Genomic DNA, 20903 nt, shown 5'->3' with positions numbered 1-20903 from the left:
CAACTAAGCGTTTTACCTATTAGAATACAGTGAGTATCTTGCTAATCCTAAGCAAACAATTATTAAAATGAAGAGTGATTGCCATTAATAGTAATCCCTTTTAGAGGTAGGTTACCTTCATCTATGATTTTCTTACGTATGTGGTTACAATAAAAGTGGATATCATGTGATTTGATTATCGTAAGTGAGAAAGGAAGATACAGATGAGTTTTAATCAATTCACCATTGAAGCCATGCAGAAAAGACAATCAGTTAGAACCTTTGATACTGAAAACATTACAGATGCTCATCTAAATATCATTAACGATTACAGAATCAATGATGAAAATTTAGTCGGACCCTTTGGTAGTAAAGGAAGAATTGAATTCATTCCCGTTACCAATAACGTAAGTGATAAAGGCATAAAGTTAGGTACATATGGTTTTATTAAAAATCCACAGGGCTATTTGGTGGGAATAGCGGAGAATAGTAAATACCCGCTTGTGGAGTTTGCTTATACCTTTCAAAAACTAGTCATATTGTTAACACAGATGAGCATCGGCACTTGCTGGATGGGAGGGACCTTCAATCGCAATTCGTTTGAAAAGGAAATTCAACTCGGGGAAGGAGAATTCATTCCCTGTATAACACCAATCGGCTATCCCAACCAAAAGCAGCGGGTTTTTGATAAGGCACTTCGGTACGTTGTAAAAGCAGACAATAAAAAATCCTGGGATAAGTTATTTTTTGATTCATCATTCGATGTGCCTTTGAATAAGGAAAATGCTGGTCGACTTGAAACACCAATTGAGATGGTTAGGCTTGGACCATCTGCTTCTAATAAACAGCCATGGAGACTCTTATTGTCTAGCGATCGAAAGGTCTGCCATTTTTACATTGAGCATACGCCGAATTATAGTTCGAAGCTAGGATATGATATGCAATTATTGGATATGGGGATTGCAATGGGTCAATTTGAATTAGCTTGTAAGGAAGTAGAGATAGAAGGCAGCTGGGTTTTGGAAAACCCAAATATCCATCTCCCGAATGAACATATTGAATATATTGTTAGCTGGAATAGTAATCGGTAGAAACGGAGTAGGTAGAGATGCCTGTTATTGAGCATAAGCTGTTAATAAAGGCGCCAATTGAGGTTTGTTTTGACCTCGCTAGAAACGTCGAAGTTCATACTCAAATTAACATAGGAACAAAAGCAACGGCGGTTGGGGGCATGACAGAGGGACTATTAGAGGAAGGTGACAGTGTCACCTGGGAGGCAGTACACTTTGGAATTAGACGAAGGTTAACCTCAAAAGTGATATTCATGGATAAACCACATAGTTTTGTCAATGTAAGGATAAAAGGTGCATTCAAGTCCTTCATACAAATCCACCAGTTTATAGAAAAAGGAAAAGATACGATAATGGTGGATCATTTTCAATATAAGTCTCGGTTCGGTCCCATTGGAGTCTTAATCGATAAATTGTTTTTCGAGAAACACATGGAGAGACTTATTGCTAGGCGTGCAATTGAATTTAAAAAAATAGCTGAAAAAAAAACTAATCAAACGTTTGATTAGAAGGTATGGGGCCTTGGAATGAAAGGATTTTCAAAGGATGTATTAAAACTAATCAAACGTTTGATTAACTTATAGAAAATCAGAATATATTATGACTTTGACAGCTCAACTTTTCTTTTTTCAATATCAATTGCCGATACAATATATGCAAAACCATTCATTAAAAAGTAAATTACATTGGATTGTACCCGTTCAGTTTCTCCTAAATAAGTATTTAAGATAATAACGACAGAGTATAAGACAACAAAAAATAGAGCAATTTTATTAAAGATTTCCATTTAAACAACTCCTTCTTTAGGATACTTACTTAATCATATTTACTCGGAGCCAATCTTATGCAGGACATGGGGCAATTGCTGAATATATCAGACTATTTCACTTTTTATCATAATGACAAAATGGGGCGAAATTAAGCAATATGGAGGGGAACATTTTGAATAAACCTGCTATTACAATGAAAAGTGCTACACCAATCCTCCGGATATTTGATGAGGAAAAAGCAAAAGAATTTTACTTGAACTTTTTAGAATTTAAGTTGGATTGGGAACATCGATTTGAGGATGATATGCCTCTATATGTGCAAATATCCAATGGGGGATGTATCATACATCTTTCAGAGCATCATGGTGATTGTAGTCCGGGAGCTTGCATTAGAATAGAAGTTGATAACATTGAGGTATTCCATGCAAATCTGTTATCAAAGAAATACAAATATTCTCGTCCAGGAATCGAAATAACTCCCTGGAGTACGAAAGAAGTCTGTGTTTTAGATCCATTTGGAAATAGAATTGTTTTTTTTGAGAGTATATAAAAAAAGGTGGGATATAAGTGAAAAAGATACTTATTCTTGGTGGAAGCGGCCTCGTCGGAAGATCCTTAATTAATGAATTAAGGGATGGATATGAAGTTTATGGAACATATTCTTCTAAGATCATAACCAATCTCCCCGATGATAAACAGTTCCAGTTAGATGTTCAAGAGATTAGTAAGATGATGGAACTAATATCTTCGATTCAACCTGATAGTATAATCTCCTGCATTAGAGGAGAGTTTGGTCAACAGCTCAAGTTTCATAAAGAATTGGCAAAGGTAGTAAGGAATAGTAATAGTAATCTGTATTACTTTTCTACAACAAATGTTTTTGATGGAGATTTTTCAAAACCCCATACTGAAACATATATCCCAATCGCAGAATCTGAATATGGAAACTTTAAAATTGATTGTGAAAATATACTAAAAGAAATTTTAGATGAGAAGGTACAAATCATTCGAATTCCAGCGATTTGGGGGAAAGATTCTCCAAGATGGAACAGTATTAAAGAAAGCATAAGAAATAGTAAAGAGATAGAAGTCTACAGCAATCTCGAATGTACCAATCTTTTAGATGTACAGTTAGCAAGACAACTGCGCTTTATAATTGAAAATAACCTCAAAGGTATATTTCATTTAGGTTCAGTTGATACGATGACGCAAAGTCAATTTTATGAGAAACTTTTAATACATTTGGATAGTAAATCGAGTTTATTAAAATATAACTTTTATCTAGATAGCAGCAATACATATTATTTTGCACTGAAGTCAACTCGTGATGATATGCCAAAGGACTTGCAAACTACAAATGAAGAAATTATCTCTTACCTGTTGGGTTGAACCACTCACCACTTAACACCCTAACGGGTCGTTTGAAGTGGGAGATTCCTAAGTAAAGAAGCCTATCGGCTTCTAATTGATTAGGCTAGCCCCGTAGTTCCTACGGTTAGAAGCCTTATCGCTTCATTTTTAAGATTTTGTCCTGCGTTAATATCTCTGTCGTGATGTGTTCTACAAGAAGGGCAATCCCACTCACGAAGATTTAGATTCTTAACGTCTTTATTTTGGTGACCACAACAAGAACATAGTTGAGAGCTGGCAAAGGTTTTAGATACAGCAACTACTTCTTTGCCATACCATTTTGCTTTGTACTCTAGCATTGTGCGAAATTGTGACCAAGATACTTCACTGATGGCTTTTGCTAACTTGTGATTTTTTAGCATATTGGACACTTGCAAATCTTCAATACCAATTACATCGTGGTTTTTGATGATTTTAGTAGAGCGTTTTTGCAAGTAGTCTGTTCTTGCATTTGTGACTTTCTCATGGATACGAGCTACTTTCCGCTTTTGCCTTTGGAGGTTTTTTGCTTCATCCAATTTACATTTTCGTTTCAAAGCTAACTGTTGTCTTCGGGAAAGAATACGCTGGGCATCCACTAGCTTCTTTTCTAATGTACGAAACCATTTAGGATTACCAAACTCTTCACCATTTGAAAGAATGGCAAAGTTTTTTAATCCTAAGTCAATGCCAACGGAAGAGCCTGTTTTGTCTATATGTTGTACGTCCACTTCTGCAAGAATGGATACGAAGTATTTGCCACTTGGGTTACGTCTAACGGTTGCATTCAGAATCCGTCCATCCACTTCACGACTTTTGGCAAAGCGAACAAGACCGAGTTTAGGTAACTTGATCTTGTTGCCTACAATAGCGATATTCCCATTTGTTTCCTTAGTCGTGTAGGATTGAACCTTGTTCTTTTTAGACTTGAAGCGAGGTGCTTTGTTTTGCTTTTTGAAAAATCGTGTATATGAATCAGCAAGGTTTTTCAGTGAGGATTGAAGTGCAATGCTATCAACTTCTTTTAACCACACTAATTCCTTTTTTAACTGTGTTAATTCAGCAGAACAGGAATTGTAAGTTAGTCCTTTGCCTGTTTCTTTGTATGTAACGTTCCATTGCCCTAAAAAGCGATTAAATACGAAACGACTACATCCGATTGTTTTAGCAATTAGAATTTCCTGTTCTTTCGTTGGATAGATACGGAATTTATATGCTTTGTTGACCAGCACTGATTTCACCTCAATCCAAAGGAACATTTGTTCCTATTATACCATGAGGGGACCGTTTTGGCTATCGCCAACCGACATTCATCTCCCCCTTATCATTGGGCTTCGCCCTTGACACGATTGAAGAGGGAGTCTTCTGTCGGGAAATGATAAACAAAAGCCTGTGCTGATGATAACTTGTATCATTGACACAGGCATTTTTGCGTATTCAATTCTGGGTAAGGGACACAAGCGTGCGCGGGCGTCCAGCTTTATACCACTGTTGGCAAAATAAGATTATCAGACCAATTTCCACTAAGTCCCCACCGTAATACATAATCATTCCTCCGACTTCAGCCTGCTCAATAGGTACACCAACAGGTGGATGAGCATAGATGTACTTTGAAAGGATTCCGTGGGCGGCTAACGAAAGGATTAGCACAATGGCTCTAAAAATAAAACCATATCGGTGAGGTGCCGGGTCAATATATAGGATGGATATTGTGTAGAGATAACCAGCTAGAAATATATGAATATGTACGATTATATGAAGTAGAAGGTTCTGCTGCATGATTGTGTATAGTTCTGTAGCATACAGCACCCACAATCCTCCGATATTAAGGATAGCGGCGACAACAGGGTTACCATAAATGTGAACAGGCCAACTCTTTAATACGCGTGAAAGTTTTCTAGCAGGTTTTACACCTAGAGTTCTCAGCAAAAGAGTCATTGGTGCAGCATTCGCAATAAGAAGCGGTGCAAGCATTCCAAGGAATAAATGACCAATCATATGAGCAGTGAAGTTTCCATGGGCGAGATTCGCAATGGGACCAACTAGTGCAAAGGCAGCCGAAAGAACTCCGACTATCCAGCAGAAGGAGCGGTACATTGGCCACCGTTTATGGCGTTTGTTTGAGACGAATACCAATAGAAGATAGATTAAAACTGCCAGGACAAAAGGGAGAGCCAAGAGTAAATCGAAAGACGGCTCACTGGCAGGATGAAAATGGTTATGTTCCATTTAGAGGGTTCCTTCCATCACTTTTGCCTTTCGGCCAGTTCGAAAAATAAGGATTAACCCAGCAATCAGCATGAGGGCAGCAAGTATGTTCCATACCCAATCGTAGGGAGCAATCTCCACGTTATATCGTATCTGATGGATTCTCATTAACTTGTGTTGAATCGTTCCATCGTATAATTGGAATGCACCGCCTCCAAATAGAAATCCTCCAAACCATCTTTTTGGCCACCAAGCATTTCTTCTCCGGAGATCAGAGACAAGAAATGCTCCGGCTATCGTTGAAAACCAACTAAAGGCATGAAAGATTCCATCCGATACCAGACCAATATCAGGTGTGGATTTATCATAGAAATGGTGCCAGTGTAAAATCTGGTGGAAAACGGCCTCATCAATAAAGGCGACAAAGCCTAGTCCTAGTAAGCATCCTGACAATAAATTGCGTCCTAAATAGTTCAGTACTGTATCCTGACTTGGTGACATTTGATTCTCTCCCTATTCCATTTTTTACCTACCAAATAGTGTATCCTGTCTGGATTAATTCCAAACAGATAGTAGATATGATTATGGATAGAGAAAAACCGTATTTGATTCGTTTACAAAAAAGAACCTGCCCCATATAGGGACAGGTATCTTGTTATGCTAAAGTCTTAACTGGCAGGACCTTTTGGAGTGCACTTTTTTCTTCCTCATTTAAAGGAACCATTGGCAGGCGGACATCGCCGACTTGAACGCCTTGCATAGTTAATGCTGCTTTTACCGGTACAGGATTTGGTGCAGCAAACAGTGCCTTCATAATCGGAAGAAGGCTTCGATGTGTTACTGCCGCTTCTTGAACACGTCCAGATTTGAACTGATTGATCATTTCCTGCATTTCATTGCCAATAATATGGGAAGCAACGGAAACAACTCCAGTGCCGCCGATGGCTAGAACCGGCAGGGTTAATCCATCATCACCACTGTACAGTGTGAAATTTTCTGGAGTACGGCTAATAATTTCTGACATCATATCCAGATTTCCGCTTGCCTCTTTGACAGACACTATATTATTAATTTCTGACAGTCGAACAACTGTATCGACAGACATGTTTACCACACTGCGTCCGGGGATATTATAAAGCATGACTGGTAAAGAAGTAGATTCAGCTATAGCTTTAAAGTGCTGAAATAAACCTTCTTGTGATGGCTTATTATAATAAGGAGTTACGAGCATAATCCCATCCACTCCTGCTTCTTCAGCCAGTTTGGTTAACTTGATGGAAGCTCTCGTATTATTTGATCCAGTTCCAGCAATGACAGGCACTCTGCCTGCTGAAGTCGCCACAACCAATTTAAATAGTTCAACTTTTTCTTCAGTCGTTAATGTAGGTGATTCACCAGTTGTCCCTGCAACTACTAAACCATCACTTCCATTGTCTATTAAATGATTTACTAATGTTCTCGCTGCGTTATAATCAACCTCACCATGCTGATCAAATGGCGTCACCATAGCTGTTAACATTTGGCCAAAATTCATCATACTCACCCTTTACATAATTTTTGAAAAAAATAAGAGGGGTTCAGGCCAATCATCAGACAACGCAAAAAAGCAGCAACGAAGGCTCGCTGCTGCAGTAGAAACATAATAAAAAACGTTCCCTAGCGTAAGATAGCCCTCCACATAGTTACCTATATGACAGTTCTGTATTTCTTCAATAGCAGAACCAGCGGTCTAGATAGATGAGATTCCATCCGCTTCGGCAAATTCCCCTTTCCACAATCGTCGTAGGACCTCACTATCCTCAAACTGCGTACTAATGGTCTTTGCGCCTCTATCCTCACTTCAAAAGGTAATGAAGTAAGAAAATATTTAATTACATGTAAATATAACAGAAAATTCACTATTGTTCAAGTAGAGTGCCATTAGAGCGGTGCCTGTCACCGTGACTTTGTCACGGTGACAGGCACCGCCCGTGGACACTGTCCACCTCAGGCGGACAGTCTATTTTAATACTTTAATGAAGACTACTTTAAGGTAGTCGGATTCTGGATAGTGTTTATTGGTTCTGAAGTCTTCAGGGAGTGAAAATTCTTCCATTAGTTTATAGTGTTTATTGGATTCCTTAAATGCGGTATCAATGAATCCTTTAAACTTGTCCATACCAAAGGAGCTGGCATTGGTGGACGCGATGATGATTCCGTTCTCCTCTGTGATGGAAATAGCTTCTATTAACAGGTTTTTATAATCTTTTTCGGCACTGAAAACAAACTTCTTTGATCTTGCGAAGCTTGGGGGATCGAGAATCACGACGTCAAACAACAAGCCCTTTTTTACAGCATATTTGAAGTATTTGAATACATCCTCGACGATGATATCTTGAGATTTCTCATCAATCCCATTCACGTTGAATTGTTCTATCGTTTTACTTTTGCTCCGATTCGCCAGGTCCACACTAGTCGTTTTTGTCGCACCGCCTAAAGCGGCAAATACTGAAAACACACCAGTATAGGAGAATGTATTTAATACTCGTTTCCCTTTTGAATACACATCTCGTAATTTTTTTCTAACATCCTTTTGATCTAAGAATACACCGACCATGGCACTGTCATTTAAATGAATGGCGATATTCACTCCATTTTCTTTCACGACAATGGGAAATTCTCCTCGTTCGCCCGTCACGAAGTCATCTTCTTCAATGTATTTACCACTTTCATCAAACCGCTTTTTCTGGTAGATGGCTTTATACTCCACCAAATTCTTCAATGAATCTATGATAAACTCCCGAAATTGATAGATACCTTTGCTGTACCAGGTAAGGACGTAATAACCATCGAAGTAATCAATCGTTAAACCGCCCATTCCATCGCCCTCGCCGTTAAACACTCGAAATGCTGTTGTTTCGGAACCCTCAAAAAAATGTTCTCTTCTATCAATGGCAGCCTTTAGGGTTTTTTCAAAAAAACGTTGATCAAACTGTTCCTTTTCATTGTTGCTAAGCACCCATCCGAGACCTTTATTTTGCTTCCCATAATAGCCTTTTGCAATAAAGTTGTTCTGTTCATCAACAAGCTTGATTGTTATGCCTTCTTCATCTAGAACATTCGGATTCATAATGGTGTCTTTCGAAATAAGCGGGTATCCGTTTTTATATTTTGTAACGAACTTTGATTTCACTTTTAACCTGACCTCTGTTTTCATCTCTTCATCCTATCAGTTGTATTTATCTTAATAGCATTGTAAACAAACTATTTTAAAATTAATCACTCAATCATAACACTGTTTACTAGTGATGCATATTTACTATTAATGGCAGAGGCACAATTTAAAAAAGATCCAGTCAACTGGATCTTGATTGTCTAATAGGTTTCCTGGATCCCATGTATGGGTGAGAAATGCTGCTCCACTTAATTGGTATCCGCTGTTAAAGATGATGCATCAGGTCGTTTTCCATTCTGTAAGTCGGCAAGTGTTAACCCAAAATTCATCTCTAAATGGGGATAATCTTTAAATTGAGCCCAATCGCCACCCCATTCAAATCCTAAAGTCTTTGCTATTTCTACAACTTCGTTCCAATCGGCTAGCCCATTTTGATTTCCGTCATATTGCATATCCCAAATGACACTTTCTGATGGGGTTTTTATCGCAAAATCAATCGCCAGCCCAAAGTTATGAAAAGATTCGCCGCCTCTTGCATGCGTTACGATACTTCCTGCAGCACTACGGCCTTTTTCATAAAGCGCATCCTGATCCTCCATACTGCGGAAGTCATCCGTAATCACGATTACAATCCCTTTCGCAGCAGATTGGTGGATTAATTGATCGCTCCGCTCCTTCACGAGAGGGTGGAGTTCAGTTGGTAAATCAGCAGAATTAATACTTAATCTATTAAGCAAGTTAACTCCTAAAGGATTTTGTATAAAGAAATAAATGATAAGAGCAAAAAATAATGTAAGTGTTAGTTTGCCTCTCCAGGTAAGTTTCAAAATCGCAGTTCCTTTCTTCCCTAAAATCTTTTCTATATGTAAGACGAGAAAGTTAGACTCATTGTTTCAATTATTTCTATACCTTCATTTGTATAATCACTAAATTCCACAAAACATACTAAGATTAGTAGTGCAGACCAAGGCATTGGTTAGCACTACTATTTTTTATATAGTAGAAGTGAAGAATAGGTCGTGGTCTTTTTTGGATCTTGAATCCGTCAACAAAACTAGACCTTCTTCACTTACCTTATTTGAATCAGGTTTGAGTATGTTGGATCCTTGAGATCGTGTATAAGAAATTGGAATCGATAAGTGTAAGATGAAGTCTTCAATTTAAGTGAATTGTAGGAGGACAAAATGAAGCATGTGATAGCTTTTGACGTTAGTATGGGAAAGAGTTACATGGTCATTTATAATGGCTTGAAAAAATGTATTTACGAAGGTGAAATTAAACACACCAAACCTGAATTTGAAAGATTGAAGGAACGGATTAATGAACTAATTGAAGGGTATGGAGAGCAGCCCAATATTGTATTTGAGTCAACTGGTGTCTATTCTCGGCAAATAGAGCGTTTCATGCAGGAAAACCATTATTCCTACTGCATTTTAAACCCTTTAGAGGCTAAGAAACAATGCGATTCTTTAAGAATTTATAAAACCGATAAAAGCGATGCGCATCAATTAGCCTTAACCCATTTTTCAACCTCCCGTAGGGAAACGCAAGGGACAGAAAACCTCTTTCATCAGTTGAAATCACTTTCTAGATTTTATAGTGAGCTTGATGATGAATTATCAGTTATACGCAGTCGATTACATAAAGTTATTCAGTTGACCTTTCCAGAACTAGAGAAACTCTTCACAAATAAATCTGATTTATTTCTAAACATTGTCCAATTGTTTCCACATCCAGATATTGTTCTGGGACTATCAAAAACAATTATAAAAAATAAAATACGTGCCAATACAAATAAAAATATCTCTGCAGCGATCGCAGAAAAGAAAGCAGTCGCATTAATTGAAGCCTCCCAGCAATCCTATCCAGCTGTTTCTTCCTCAGATGTATTGTGTGAGCAACTACGGGCATACGCTAGACGGTTCCAAGACCTTCTCCAACAGAAGGAACAGTGTATCGAGGATATGGTCCAGTTAGCTGAAAAACGCAACGAGTACAAGGTGATACTGAGTTTTCCTGGGATTGGTCCGAATACAGCTGTACGCTTATTGGCAGAGATTGGAGACATCGATCGTTTTGAAAACAACAAGCAGTTGAATGCTTATGCAGGAATAGATATACGCCGATTCCAGTCAGGAAAAACCTTTTTTAAGGACAAAATTAATAAGCGAGGAAATAAACACTTAAGGAAAATACTCTTTTTAATCATCCAGAACATGATTAAGAAGAGAAGATTCGGACACAACCACATCGTTGAGTATTATGATAAATTAAAAACGCAACCCTATAACAAATGTCATAAAGTTGCGTCCATCGCTTGTGTGAATAAGCTTTTGAAGAACATCTTCTTTCTTATTACACACAATATGAACTATGATTACGGTTTGGCCTCCAAATCATAGTTTATTAAATAATAACATATTCAAATGACCTAGTAAAAAAATCCAAGTTAGCTAGGTCTATTCAGTATGTCAATAATTAATAGTTCGTCCCCCAATTATTATTAGACCACTTAACTACCCTGTTCATTTTAAAACTAAGAAATTTATTAAAAAAAGATATTGACTACTCGTAAGAAAAAAAGACCCAGTTAAACTGGATCTATCTTAGCCATAAGGTAAAATTAAACTTCTTCTGAGGTAACTTTTACTGTCCAGTTAAATGGATCTTCTTTTTTACCAAGTTGAATTCCGGTCATTTCATCATAAATGTCCTGGGATAACTGGCCAATATTATTGTCGTTGATCGTAATGGTTTGATCCTTCCAAGTCAGTTCGCCAACAGGTGAAATAACAGCTGCAGTTCCTGCTCCGAAGACCTCCTCAAGTTCACCACGCTTATGTGCAGCAAAGATCTCCTCAATGGATATTCTTTCTTCGCGCGCAGGAATATTCCAATACTTGAGTAATTGAAGCACCGAATCGCGTGTAACTCCTGGTAGGATGCTGCCATTTAACTTTGGCGTAACGACTTCGCCATTAATTTTAAAGAAGATATTCATACTGCCAACTTCTTCAACATATTTATTCTCTTTCGCATCGAGCCAAAGAATTTGGGCATAGCCATTTGCATCTGCTTTTTCTTGTGCTTTCAGGCTGGCGGCATAATTACCTGCCGTCTTTACATGGCCAACTCCTCCAATTACCGCACGAACGTATTGCTCTTCCACGTAAATTTTCACAGGACTTAATTGGCTGCCATAATAAGCGCCAGAAGGGGAAAGGATGACGAGCAACTTATATTGTTTAGCAGGACGTACACCAAGATAAGGCTCAGTTGAAAAAATAAAAGGACGAATATAAAGAGAAGTTCCATCACCGTTTGGAACCCAATCCTTTTCCGTAATAATTAATTTTTTTATACCTTCTAATAAAAATTCTTCATCAATTTGGGGAATGCACAGCCTGTCGCATGAATCATTGAATCGCTTCATATTTTTCTCAGGACGGAATAACTGGATGGATCCATCCGCAGCCTTATAGGCTTTCATTCCTTCGAAGATAGCTTGTCCATAGTGAAATACCATTGCGGACGGATCAAGCGTTATGGGCTCATAAGGAGTAATTCTCGGATTAAACCAGCCCAAGTCACTATGATAGTCCATTTCAAACATGTAATCGCTGAAATACTGCCCAAAACCAAGGGAAGTGGTATCTGGCTTAGCCTTTAATTGTTCTCTTGGAATAAATGAAATCTCCTGTTTCATGTTCACACCTCATTCATATTAATAGATACAGTTTTAAGTAATTGATTCATTCTATATTACTTTAAAAATTATCTTTTTGAAATAGTAAAAATACTTTCTTCCACTATATCATGAACTAGTTTTAATCAGGTTAGTTTTGATTTAAGTTATGTCAAAGTGGTGACAATCATAAACGCTTTTCCTTAAAAACTATTTCGAATATGACAAATATAACTTGTGAGAATGTATCCATTTTTGTAATGTTAACCTCGTTACAATACTCCTATTTTGAGTTATCGGCCTATATAGATGAAGAGAATTTTAAGAAGGAAGAGGATAAAATGAACAAGCCAAAAATTGCATGGATTACCGACACGACATCTTCTCTTAGCAAAGAGTTTATTGAAAAGCATCATATCCATATTATTCCCTTGCATGTTGTCATTAACGATAAATTTTACAAAGAAACAATCGATATTACAGAAGAGGATTTTTATCATCGGATGAAAAATGAGGAAGGGAAATTCCAATCCTCCCAGCCAAATATCGGGGATATCGTAGACCTTTATGAACGGTTAAAAGGAGAGTATGACTTTGGCATCGCCATACACGCATCCAGTACATTAACGGGTACCTATCAAACCTCAGTCATGGCAGCAGAAATGGTGGGGTTTAAATTATTTGCCATCGATTCACATACAGGTTCGTATCCTTTATCCTTTTTAGTGAAAAGAGGAATAGAGTTAGTTGAACAAGGATGTGAAATAGCTGAAGTTGTTTCCCAACTGAATAACCTGCGGGAGCACACCCGATTGTATTTGGTTCCATCAAACTTGGACCAGCTTCACAAAAGCGGTCGAGTGTCTGGAAGCCAAAAAATCCTTGCTTCACTCTTCAATATTAAACCGATTTTATCGATTGAGGATGGAGCAGCAAAGATTAAAGATAAAGTTCGTACCGAAAAGAAGGCACTTGCTTGGCTGATAAACAATTTAAAGGAAGACCTTGCTACAAAAAAGGTTCAAAAAGTTGCCATTGTCCATGCAAATGACAGAGAAAGAGCAGAAGGGCTTGAACAATTAATAAATGAAACATTTCCAAGTATAAAAACAGAACAGCTCATGCTTATTACCGTAGCTGGTGTGCATACGGGTGTGGGGACCCTGGGACTTTCATGGGTTAATGAATGATTTGGATAATGAACGGATGAAGGGCCGTCTGAATGGATCAAACGGCCCTTCTGAATGTTTCCGATATTATTTGTTAGGAGTTCGTCTAAGACTATTCGTCCTCTGTATAAGCCTCAGTAGTGGTATCTCTGCAATCCCAGCACTCACATCTGTTCCTCTCCATAATACATAATTCCTCTCCACAAGAAATGCAGACATCCATAAGAAGAAACTCCCCTTTCCAGTGCAAGTGATTAGTATATTTATACATTTTTATTCAAAGATGTTGATAAATATGTCACTTTATTCCCGACAAAATCATTTATTCCGAATGGAGAAAAAGCACTGGTCTAAATGTTAAAATGTAAAAATTAATTCATTATAGTAAGTGAAAAACTTTGTGATATACTAAACATCATTAAAGTGGTTGCAACAGGAGGATAGCCCAGAATGCAAAGAGAAGGGACTTTTACTGGTATAGATGGAGCAGAATTATTTTATCGAACGATCGAACCATTAAATGCTCCAAAAGCAACAGTTATTATCGTACATGGACATGGAGACCATAGCGGTGGTCTATATAATATAAGTTTTGCCTTGGTTCAAGAAGGATATATCGTTTACACATTTGATTTGCGCGGCCATGGAAAAAGTTCGGGAAAAAGAGGATTTATAAAAAGTTGGGATGAATATCGAGGCGACTTACACGAATTTCGAAAGTTCGTTTTGAAAAAGCAGCCCAAACTGCCTTTGTATATGATAGGGCATAGCATGGGTGGGGTAATAGCTCTTGATTATGCTATAGATATTGGTTCTGGAATCTCAGGGATCATTGCCATAGCTCCTGCCATCTCTTATGAAGTGACCAGATTTGAGCGGTTAGGTATAACCGTAATGGGTAAAATTAAACCTGATCTCAGCATCAATAAGTCTAGAAGATTTCAATTAATGACGAAAAAAACTGCGCTGACTGCCAAATTTTATTCTGACTCTTTACGTCACAATACGATTACACCTGGTTTAGGACGCGGGCTAATCCAAGGGGTATCACGTGTAGTAGATCAGGCTCATTTGATCAAAATTCCGTTTTTGTTACAATACGGATTGCGTGATAAAATTACACCTCCAACCAAGCTTGGTTACTTTTTTAATCAAGTTTCATCCAAGGATAAACAACTAGTTGAATACCCTGCAGCAAAGCATCGACCCTTTGATGGAGCAGAAAAAGAGCAGTTTCTAAATGATATGATTACATGGCTGAACCAACAGGTGGAGAAAATTCAAAAAAGTAAAGTCCAGGTAGGTTAAACCCTTTTGGGAGTTATCAATAAACGATAGCAACACAGAAAAGATGAGCAGGATTCATGAATCCTGCTCATCTTTTTACATGGCTCTTTTTGCATTTATTGTAGTTTTTGGAATCTGATTAGACACGTTAGCCTATAGATTTTTCACTTCTTCATCGATTACAGTCATTCATCGCCATCATGAGTGACCAATTTTTCACTTCTTCATCGATTTCGGTCACTCATCAGCTTCATGAGTGACCACTTTTTCAACTTTTCATCGGTTTCGGTCATTCATCGCCATCATGAGTGACTACTTTTTCACTTCTTTATCGATTTCGGTCACTCATCACCTTCATGAGTCTGGATTCATCTATCTGTGTACACACTTGATCAGTACAATAGCAACAAAGTTTACGAAAAGAGCGTATTACAAGAGTCACCTAATACACTTTATCTCCATTAAAGATTGAATTCTTCACGATAACGTAATCTACATGACGGATGGCATCCAGTTCCTTTCCGCCTGCATACGAAATAGAGGATTGAAGGTCTTGCTCCATTTCAACGAGGGTATCCATTAAGGAACCTTTGTGCTCGACTAACATTTTCTTGCCTTCTACATTTTTTCGTTCACCTTTTTGATATTCCGAGGCTGAACCGAAGTATTCTTTATAGAGTTTGCCATCTTTTTCAATGGTTTCACCGGGAGATTCCTCGTGCCCAGCAAATAAAGAACCAATCATAACCATACATGCGCCAAATCTGATCGATTTCGCAATATCCCCATGGGTACGAATTCCACCGTCAGCGATTATCGGCTTACTTGCTGCCTTTGCACACCAGCGAAGAGCGGCTAATTGCCAGCCGCCTGTTCCAAATCCCGTCTTAATCTTTGTGATACATACTTTCCCAGGTCCAATCCCAACCTTTGTTGCGTCTGCACCCGCACGCTCTAATTCTCGAACAGCCTCTGGGGTCCCAACATTTCCAGCAATCACAAAACTCTGTGGCAAATGTTGCTTAATATGTTGAATCATCTTAATCACGGCATTGGAATGACCGTGTGCGATATCAATCGTGATATACTCCGGAGATAAATTTTCACCTGCTACTTGTTGAATGAATTGATACTCTTCCTCTTTAACTCCAACACTAATAGAGGCAAATAACCCGCGTGCTTTCATATCTTTAATAAAATCAATACGTTTCTCGGGTTGAAAACGATGCATGATATAAAAATAACCATTTTCCGCTAAGAAGATAGCGATCGTTTCATCAATAATGGTCTGCATATTGGCTGGAACCACCGGAAGTTTAAACGTTCTGCTGCCAAAAGACACGGTAGTATCACACTCGGTACGACTATTCACCACACTTTTCGCCGGAATCAGTTGAATATCTTCATAATCAAACACACTATCCATTCGAATCCTCCTCAAACAAAAATCATCAATGGTTTAGTGTGTATGGAATGGTTTCTATTTATTCCATATATCAAATATAATAACTGTAAATAGATAAATTTAATTATAGAAAAAAAGCAGGTGGATAATGAGTATTATTCTAGCATTATTGGCAGCGTTATTTGCTTCCTTTACAGCAATCTTAGCAAAAGTCGGCATTGAAAATGTAAATTCAAACCTAGCAACAGCGATTCGGACCATTGTGGTTTTAATCATGGCATTTATCCTTGTGCTCATAACTGGAGAGCTGGACAGTATTTCTCAGATTTCTACGAATGCATTGTGGTTTATTCTATTATCTGGTTTTGCGACGGGATTTTCATGGTTATTTTTCTTTAAAGCACTGGCTATTGGGGATGTTTCCAAAGTGGTACCCATTGATAAATCAAGTGTAGTTCTGACCATTATTATTTCCATCCTTGTTTTAGGAGAGCCTGCAGAACCACTGGTTATGGCGGGGGGAGCAATCATAGGGATTGGAACCTTTATATTGATTGGAAAAAATGAGGAAAAGAAACGATTTTCAGGATCCCAAAAATATATTGTATATGCCATTTTAGCTGCCGTTTTTGCGGCCTTAACTTCGATATTGGCAAAAGTCGGAATGGAAGATGTTGATTCCAATTTGGCCACGTTTCTACGAACCATCGTAATCCTTCTATTTGCATGGGTCATTGTATTTTTCCAAGGAACCCATAAGAAATTGAAAGACATTTCCAAGAAAGGATATCTCTTTTTAATTCTATCTGGAGTGGCTACCGGCTTATCTTGGTTATGCTATTTTGCAGCACTCGCAATGGGCAAAGTGTCCATCGTCGCCCCAATTGACAAATTTAGCGTAGTCATCACGATGATATTGAGTTTTTGGATTTTAAAAGAAAAAGCGGCAAAACACACGATAATAGGTGGCATCGTCATAACGCTCGGAACGATATTACTTATTAGTTAGGTTAGAGGAATTAGTTGTCTTACTAACACTACTTTTCAAAAAATAATGGTAAAGTTACTAATATAACATAGTAATATGCTACATAAGAGGAGGCGGATTATGAAGCAACTTTATATCAAGCAGAAGGTATTCAGTCTTAGTGGCAAATTTACAGTAAAGGATCAGCAAGAGAAGGATGTATATTATGTGGAAGGCAGTTTTATGCAAATTCCAAAGACTTTTTCCATTATGAATACAACTAGAGATGAAGTAGCACTTGTTACGAAAAAGGTGTTTAGCTTTTTGCCGAAGTTTTTTGTTGAGGTGAATGGTCGAGAGGTAGTAACGATTAAAAAGGAGTTTTCCTTCATTAAAGCACGCTATACCATTGATGGTGCAGGCATTGAAGTACATGGTAATTGGTGGGATATGGATTTTCAGGTATTACAGCATGGTGAAGTCGTAGGTGTAGTGAGCAAGGAATGGTTCACTTGGGGAGATAGCTACAAGGTTCAAATAGTGGATGAAGAAATGGAAACCATTATTATTGCGCTCGTTGTTGCAATTGATTGTGTAAAGGCGGACCAAGGAGCTGCTTCCTCAGGAGCGGCGACTTAAATCCAGGAAAAAAAGATTCCCTCTAGCCCTAATTTCCATTTTATTATTATGTTGCCATAATAATTGATATGGTATAGTGGTCAAAGTGAAAAGTTTCTAGATTAGAGGGGAAATTATGAGAAGAGAATGGATTCTTCGCTGGTCGTTTTTTGTTTTTGGACTTATTATTCTAGCATTTGGTGCTGCTTTAACAATCGAAGGAGAGTTATTGGGAATTGGTCCTTGGGATGTGCTGCATTATGGAATGTTTCTGCAGCTTGGACTGACGATTGGAACATGGTCGATCATTATGGGATTCCTATTGTTAACTGTTGCTTCCATTGTAATGAAAAAGTTACCTAAAATCGGTGCTTTTTTAAATATGTTGTTAATTGGTCTATTTATGGACTTCTTTTTGTGGTTATTGCCAAGTATCGATAGTTTTATAGGAGCCGTATTATTCTTTATTATAGGAGTTATTCTAATGGGATGTGGTGTTGGACTTTATGTTTCAGCTGATTTGGGGTCTGGACCACGAGACGGTATTATGCTCCTAATCGTAGACAAAACCGGATGGAGTATACAATGGGTTCGTAATGGAATGGAAATTCTCGTACTCCTTCTGGGTTGGGCATTAGGCGGCCCAGTTGGGATTGGAACAGTAGTCATTGCCTTTTTATTAGGCCCAATTGTAGGCTTTTCCTTACCCCAATGTAAAAAACTACTAAAGAACTTACTTGCAAAAAAAGAGCACCAAACACTAGCGGCATAGATGTGCCTTGTGCCGTGGGTGTGCCGTGTGCCGTGGGGACGGTTCTCCTGGTTCAAGTTTTTGTTGTTTCATATCTGGATAGAGGTGTCCATGTGTCCAGTAACAATTAAAAGCCATCAGAACCGTCCCACTGGGTCATAAAGTCTGGAAGGGGTAGGGAGCCGTTGGATCTGAAAAATTTTGAATTAGCGAAACAACTGCGTCATGAATTGCACCAGCACCCAGAACTTTCGAATGAAGAGGTTTGGACTAAACAGCATTTAATCAAATTTCTAAAAAAGCATACAAAGCTGGAGATTGTCGATAATGGCCTATGGTTCTATGCGATTTATCGAGCAGGTGAAGATAAAAAGAATATTGCGTTCCGTGCAGATTTTGATGCACTTCCAATGCCGGAAGTAATCGATATACCATACGCTTCCAAGAATCCAGGGGTATCCCACAAATGTGGACATGATGGGCATGCTGCAAGCTTAGCCGGCTTTGCACTCGAAGTCTACCAAAAGGGCGCTGACAAAAACATCTTTTTCCTTTTTCAACATGCGGAGGAAACGGGAGATGGCGCAATCCAATGTGCCACTTTTATTAAGGAACATAACATTGAAGAGATTTTCGCCTTTCATAACATGAGTGGAATGGCTTTAAATTCCATCAATGTAATCGACGGAATCGCTCATTGTGCTTCCAAGGGCATGACGATTCACATGGAAGGGTCTCCTGCTCATGCCAGCCAGCCTGAGAATGGAGTCAATCCTTCCTTTGCAATTGCAAAGATCATTGATGCCATTCCAGAGCTTACCTCTCCTGAAAACAATGAAGGTTTAGTGCTTTGTACGGTTGTTCATGTAAACATAGGGGAAAGAGCATTCGGTTTAGCAGCAAGCAAAGGTGACCTTCTTTTAACCATCCGTGCTTTGTACGAAGCAGAATTGATTAATCTTCAGAAAAACCTTGAAGATCTTGCACGTGAACAAGCAGAAAAGTACGGACTGAAGATAAGCTGCTCCTTCAACGATGAATTTCCGGAAACGATAAACCACAAAGATAGTTCTGACAAGATCCGTAAGGTTAGCCAAGAAAAAGGATTCCAGTTGGTTGAAATGAAAGAAGCCTTCCGTGCCTCAGAAGATTTCGGCCACTACACGAAGTTAACAAAGGGTGCTATGTGCTACATCGGAAACGGTGAAAAATTCCCCCATATCCATACCTATGAGTATGATTTCCGCGACGAAATCATCGAAACCGCAGTGGAACTTTTCAAAGGACTTGCTGAAATATGAATCCCCATAGCGAACAGTGCCTGGCATTGTTCGCAATGTCTTTGTTCGTTCAAGTATGGGTTGTAAAACCTTCTATCACATTCCACTCCCATTATGCTTGATTTACATGCAGCCAGTCATAGTAAATAACTTCGCCTGTTTCGAGCACATACCGAAACGGCTTACTCTCATTTCTGTTTTCAGGCAATTGATTGAGATAGAGTTCTTTTAATTTGTTGGTTAAGATGCCATAAAAGAAGGCAATTGGTTTTGCTACCTGCTTGGTAGATTTCAATTTTCGGATCAACTGCTTAAAAGACTGAATGGCAATCTCGAGCACGTCCTCTGTTTGTTGCTGACATTCAAATCCAAAAGCAGCGATTTGTACCATATGCCAGTATTCTTCAATTGTCTTTGCATCCGAAAAGAAGTATTTTACGGATTGAACAAAAGCCTGAGGAACTTTATCACTAACAAAAGTGTAATCGAGTTCAATCGGCGCTTCGTTACGTTTATTAATCTTTTGATTATTTGTTTTTAAAAGATTATTAGTTTCTTTAGGCTGGTCCAATTTTTTCGCTTTGGGTGGTTCACTTTGTGGGAAACGATTAAAGCTGTAAAGATTACTAGACTGGGAACCGTTTTTTCGTTCTGTTTCATAGATGGTGAGAATTCCTATTTCTTTTGCTTTGAGGATCATCCGTTTAAAAGTAGAGCGGGAAATTCCATTCCCCTGATATTCTTCATTAATCGCTTTTAGCAGCGTTCCAATCTTCGCATTACTAACCCCAGGAACTTTTGCGGAAAAACGAACAAGCCGTTTCAATCCAATTAGCTCCCCCTTCGAAAACTCCTGCTTTTTCACCGCTAACCACATTTCCACATGCGTATTAAACTCCTTCACACTTTCAAACTGAGAATACCCTTCAAACCCTTCAATTCTGCCTGATTTTAAATTCATAAAAAAGCACCACCCTTTCTACCCTCTATATATAAATCCAGAGAGCAAAAGGACAGGGTCGATTGCAGAAAGTTGTTACAGAATTGTGTACTTAGCAGAATGAAAAAAAATATCGGACAATTGCCGAACCAATTTATACTGGATCAATGCTTAACGGTGCCTGTCACCGTAGGTATTTTTTATGGTGCAAAGTAATTCTATATACTTATA

At 38.4% G+C, this 20903-nt stretch carries 21 protein-coding genes and 1 riboswitch; of the genes, 11 read left to right on the top strand and 10 right to left on the bottom strand.

Annotation, left to right across the window (positions count from 1 at the left end; translation table 11 throughout):
- Nucleotides 1–203: 203 nt before the first annotated feature.
- Both QUG14_RS15355 and QUG14_RS15350 read left to right on the top strand, forming a co-directional pair.
- Nucleotides 204–1070, top strand: a complete 867-nt coding sequence (locus QUG14_RS15355) for a nitroreductase family protein (protein ID WP_289341402.1) — start codon at nucleotides 204–206, stop codon at nucleotides 1068–1070.
- Between the two features lie 17 nt (nucleotides 1071–1087).
- Nucleotides 1088–1558, top strand: coding sequence for an SRPBCC family protein (locus tag QUG14_RS15350; protein ID WP_289341401.1), 471 nt, complete (start codon nucleotides 1088–1090; stop codon nucleotides 1556–1558).
- 89 nt (nucleotides 1559–1647) lie between these two features.
- Here the strand turns inward: QUG14_RS15350 and QUG14_RS15345 are convergent, their stop codons facing one another.
- Nucleotides 1648–1836: a hypothetical protein gene (locus tag QUG14_RS15345; protein WP_289341400.1), complete on the bottom strand. Its 189-nt coding sequence runs from the start codon at nucleotides 1834–1836 to the stop codon at nucleotides 1648–1650.
- 155 nt (nucleotides 1837–1991) lie between these two features.
- On the opposite strand from QUG14_RS15345, the gene QUG14_RS15340 reads away from it, so the two are divergent.
- Both QUG14_RS15340 and QUG14_RS15335 read left to right on the top strand, forming a co-directional pair.
- Complete coding sequence (locus QUG14_RS15340; protein ID WP_483310729.1) at nucleotides 1992–2369, top strand: glyoxalase superfamily protein; 378 nt, start codon at nucleotides 1992–1994, stop codon at nucleotides 2367–2369.
- A 17-nt stretch (nucleotides 2370–2386) separates the two neighbouring features.
- The gene (locus QUG14_RS15335) at nucleotides 2387–3208 is read left to right on the top strand and encodes a sugar nucleotide-binding protein (protein WP_289341398.1); all 822 of its coding nucleotides are present in this window, start codon (nucleotides 2387–2389) and stop codon (nucleotides 3206–3208) included.
- Between the two features lie 80 nt (nucleotides 3209–3288).
- Here the strand turns inward: QUG14_RS15335 and tnpB are convergent, their stop codons facing one another.
- The 6 genes from tnpB to QUG14_RS15305 all read right to left on the bottom strand — a co-directional run bounded on the left by tnpB (nucleotide 3289) and on the right by QUG14_RS15305 (nucleotide 9307).
- A complete protein-coding gene (gene tnpB, locus QUG14_RS15330; protein ID WP_289341397.1) occupies nucleotides 3289–4440 on the bottom strand; it encodes an IS200/IS605 family element RNA-guided endonuclease TnpB in 1152 nt (383 codons plus the stop codon).
- A gap of 205 nt (nucleotides 4441–4645) precedes the next feature.
- Nucleotides 4646–5437, bottom strand: coding sequence for a cytochrome c oxidase assembly protein (locus tag QUG14_RS15325; protein ID WP_289341396.1), 792 nt, complete (start codon nucleotides 5435–5437; stop codon nucleotides 4646–4648).
- Nucleotides 5438–5917: a DUF2243 domain-containing protein gene (locus tag QUG14_RS15320; protein WP_289341395.1), complete on the bottom strand. Its 480-nt coding sequence runs from the start codon at nucleotides 5915–5917 to the stop codon at nucleotides 5438–5440.
- A gap of 154 nt (nucleotides 5918–6071) precedes the next feature.
- Nucleotides 6072–6950, bottom strand: coding sequence for a 4-hydroxy-tetrahydrodipicolinate synthase (dapA, locus tag QUG14_RS15315; protein WP_289341394.1), 879 nt, complete (start codon nucleotides 6948–6950; stop codon nucleotides 6072–6074).
- Between the two features lie 125 nt (nucleotides 6951–7075).
- Nucleotides 7076–7256: riboswitch (Lysine riboswitch) on the bottom strand.
- A 159-nt stretch (nucleotides 7257–7415) separates the two neighbouring features.
- Nucleotides 7416–8612, bottom strand: a complete 1197-nt coding sequence (locus QUG14_RS15310) for a class I SAM-dependent rRNA methyltransferase (RefSeq protein WP_289341393.1) — start codon at nucleotides 8610–8612, stop codon at nucleotides 7416–7418.
- Between the two features lie 206 nt (nucleotides 8613–8818).
- Nucleotides 8819–9307: a M15 family metallopeptidase gene (locus tag QUG14_RS15305; protein WP_353961074.1), complete on the bottom strand. Its 489-nt coding sequence runs from the start codon at nucleotides 9305–9307 to the stop codon at nucleotides 8819–8821.
- A 447-nt stretch (nucleotides 9308–9754) separates the two neighbouring features.
- Between QUG14_RS15305 and QUG14_RS15300 the strand changes: the two genes are divergently transcribed.
- Entirely contained in the window at nucleotides 9755–10972 is a 1218-nt protein-coding gene (locus QUG14_RS15300; RefSeq protein ID WP_289341392.1) for an IS110 family RNA-guided transposase, read from the top strand.
- Nucleotides 10973–11193: 221 nt separating this feature from the next.
- Here the strand turns inward: QUG14_RS15300 and QUG14_RS15295 are convergent, their stop codons facing one another.
- Nucleotides 11194–12276, bottom strand: a complete 1083-nt coding sequence (locus QUG14_RS15295) for a branched-chain amino acid aminotransferase (RefSeq protein ID WP_289341391.1) — start codon at nucleotides 12274–12276, stop codon at nucleotides 11194–11196.
- A 320-nt stretch (nucleotides 12277–12596) separates the two neighbouring features.
- On the opposite strand from QUG14_RS15295, the gene QUG14_RS15290 reads away from it, so the two are divergent.
- Nucleotides 12597–13445, top strand: coding sequence for a DegV family protein (locus QUG14_RS15290; RefSeq protein WP_289341390.1), 849 nt, complete (start codon nucleotides 12597–12599; stop codon nucleotides 13443–13445).
- Between the two features lie 429 nt (nucleotides 13446–13874).
- Nucleotides 13875–14732, top strand: a complete 858-nt coding sequence (locus QUG14_RS15285) for an alpha/beta hydrolase (protein WP_289341389.1) — start codon at nucleotides 13875–13877, stop codon at nucleotides 14730–14732.
- A 421-nt stretch (nucleotides 14733–15153) separates the two neighbouring features.
- On the opposite strand, the gene guaC is transcribed toward QUG14_RS15285, so the two are convergent.
- A complete protein-coding gene (gene guaC / locus QUG14_RS15280; protein ID WP_289341388.1) occupies nucleotides 15154–16137 on the bottom strand; it encodes a GMP reductase in 984 nt (327 codons plus the stop codon).
- A gap of 127 nt (nucleotides 16138–16264) precedes the next feature.
- Here guaC and QUG14_RS15275 point away from each other — a divergent pair, with 127 nt between their 5' ends.
- The 4 genes from QUG14_RS15275 (at nucleotide 16265) to QUG14_RS15260 (ending at nucleotide 19753) form a co-directional block, all read left to right on the top strand.
- Entirely contained in the window at nucleotides 16265–17125 is an 861-nt protein-coding gene (locus QUG14_RS15275; RefSeq protein WP_289341387.1) for an EamA family transporter, read from the top strand.
- 99 nt (nucleotides 17126–17224) lie between these two features.
- Nucleotides 17225–17722, top strand: a complete 498-nt coding sequence (locus tag QUG14_RS15270) for an LURP-one-related/scramblase family protein (RefSeq protein WP_289341386.1) — start codon at nucleotides 17225–17227, stop codon at nucleotides 17720–17722.
- A gap of 115 nt (nucleotides 17723–17837) precedes the next feature.
- A complete protein-coding gene (locus tag QUG14_RS15265; protein ID WP_289341385.1) occupies nucleotides 17838–18473 on the top strand; it encodes a YczE/YyaS/YitT family protein in 636 nt (211 codons plus the stop codon).
- 164 nt (nucleotides 18474–18637) lie between these two features.
- Nucleotides 18638–19753 (top strand): M20 metallopeptidase family protein, encoded by a 1116-nt coding sequence (locus QUG14_RS15260; protein ID WP_289341384.1) that lies wholly within the window; start codon nucleotides 18638–18640, stop codon nucleotides 19751–19753.
- A gap of 91 nt (nucleotides 19754–19844) precedes the next feature.
- Here QUG14_RS15260 and QUG14_RS15255 read toward each other — a convergent pair whose 3' ends face one another.
- On the bottom strand, nucleotides 19845–20693 hold the full coding sequence (locus QUG14_RS15255) for a hypothetical protein (RefSeq protein ID WP_289341383.1): 849 nt from the start codon (nucleotides 20691–20693) through the stop codon (nucleotides 19845–19847).
- Between the last annotated feature and the right edge of the window lie 210 nt (nucleotides 20694–20903).

It is taken from the genome of Neobacillus sp. CF12, assembly GCF_030348765.1.
In the GTDB taxonomy this organism is placed as follows: Bacteria; Bacillota; Bacilli; order Bacillales; family Cytobacillaceae; genus Neobacillus.
Note: the sequence above shows the minus strand (reverse complement) of the source record. Positions and strands in the feature narration are given on the sequence as shown.

What these genes read in the sequence shown, in the direction of transcription:
- QUG14_RS15350 (WP_289341401.1), top strand. Translation starts at nt 1,088, where the DNA reads ATGCCTGTTATTGAGCATAAGCTGTTAATAAAGGCGCCAATTGAGGTT.
- QUG14_RS15270 (WP_289341386.1), top strand. Translation starts at nt 17,225, where the DNA reads ATGAAGCAACTTTATATCAAGCAGAAGGTATTCAGTCTTAGTGGCAAA.
- QUG14_RS15355 (WP_289341402.1), top strand. Translation starts at nt 204, where the DNA reads ATGAGTTTTAATCAATTCACCATTGAAGCCATGCAGAAAAGACAATCA.
- QUG14_RS15290 (WP_289341390.1), top strand. Translation starts at nt 12,597, where the DNA reads ATGAACAAGCCAAAAATTGCATGGATTACCGACACGACATCTTCTCTT.
- QUG14_RS15300 (WP_289341392.1), top strand. Translation starts at nt 9,755, where the DNA reads ATGAAGCATGTGATAGCTTTTGACGTTAGTATGGGAAAGAGTTACATG.
- QUG14_RS15285 (WP_289341389.1), top strand. Translation starts at nt 13,875, where the DNA reads ATGCAAAGAGAAGGGACTTTTACTGGTATAGATGGAGCAGAATTATTT.
- QUG14_RS15265 (WP_289341385.1), top strand. Translation starts at nt 17,838, where the DNA reads ATGAGAAGAGAATGGATTCTTCGCTGGTCGTTTTTTGTTTTTGGACTT.
- QUG14_RS15325 (WP_289341396.1), bottom strand. Translation starts at nt 5,437, where the DNA reads ATGGAACATAACCATTTTCATCCTGCCAGTGAGCCGTCTTTCGATTTA.
- QUG14_RS15345 (WP_289341400.1), bottom strand. Translation starts at nt 1,836, where the DNA reads ATGGAAATCTTTAATAAAATTGCTCTATTTTTTGTTGTCTTATACTCT.
- QUG14_RS15255 (WP_289341383.1), bottom strand. Translation starts at nt 20,693, where the DNA reads ATGAATTTAAAATCAGGCAGAATTGAAGGGTTTGAAGGGTATTCTCAG.
- QUG14_RS15320 (WP_289341395.1), bottom strand. Translation starts at nt 5,917, where the DNA reads ATGTCACCAAGTCAGGATACAGTACTGAACTATTTAGGACGCAATTTA.
- QUG14_RS15275 (WP_289341387.1), top strand. Translation starts at nt 16,265, where the DNA reads ATGAGTATTATTCTAGCATTATTGGCAGCGTTATTTGCTTCCTTTACA.
- QUG14_RS15295 (WP_289341391.1), bottom strand. Translation starts at nt 12,276, where the DNA reads ATGAAACAGGAGATTTCATTTATTCCAAGAGAACAATTAAAGGCTAAG.
- QUG14_RS15310 (WP_289341393.1), bottom strand. Translation starts at nt 8,612, where the DNA reads ATGAAAACAGAGGTCAGGTTAAAAGTGAAATCAAAGTTCGTTACAAAA.
- guaC (WP_289341388.1), bottom strand. Translation starts at nt 16,137, where the DNA reads ATGGATAGTGTGTTTGATTATGAAGATATTCAACTGATTCCGGCGAAA.
- dapA (WP_289341394.1), bottom strand. Translation starts at nt 6,950, where the DNA reads ATGAATTTTGGCCAAATGTTAACAGCTATGGTGACGCCATTTGATCAG.